Annotated in this window: 1 pseudogene; it reads right to left on the bottom strand. The window is 51.1% G+C overall.

From position 1 onward, the window contains the following. A pseudogene (locus tag DVK07_RS24030) lies at positions 1-285 on the bottom strand (hypothetical protein); the annotation flags it as partial. Positions 286-560: the final 275 nt, after the last annotated feature.

Here is a 560-nt window from a genome sequence, read left to right as displayed (position 1 = left end):
CCCCATCGTCGCCAGAAATCCGACAAAGGTTGTAAGGGCGATACCCAGCGCTCCCCAGACGCCTAATAGGGCAACCTCCCACCAGACAACTGGTTCAGCGAATCGAATATACGCAACCAGTGAGATAACTAGCGGGAGCGCAAAGATAGCAAATAACTCAAGATTCCCACTCCGAAGTGGGGAACTCGACATATTTGCGACTAAGAGGGCAATTCCGAGAACGGTTAGTCCGATGAGCATACCCGATAATGTCCGGGTGTCGGGCGTTCGTGTGGCGGTCGCCATATTAAGTGTCACTCTCTGAAATGGTAAATATCTTGTCTGCACTGAGCGATTCTTGATTCCCCTGTACTAATCGATGCGTGAGTCCCCTGTATTGATCGGTACCGAATCAATGCTTATCACGTACTGAGGATTTCAACAGAGTCACGCCGTTCAGTACGGTTCGTCTGCTGTTTCAGTCCGGCCCGTCGTATGAGCGGCGAACACGTCTTCGATTGACGGTTCCCGCATCGTGAACGAATCAACGGTAGCAGATGTCTGTTCAATCGTCTGGATTG

The organism is Halorubrum sp. Atlit-26R (assembly GCF_003666015.1).
In the GTDB taxonomy this organism is placed as follows: Archaea; Halobacteriota; Halobacteria; order Halobacteriales; family Haloferacaceae; genus Halorubrum.
Note: the sequence above shows the minus strand (reverse complement) of the source record. Positions and strands in the feature narration are given on the sequence as shown.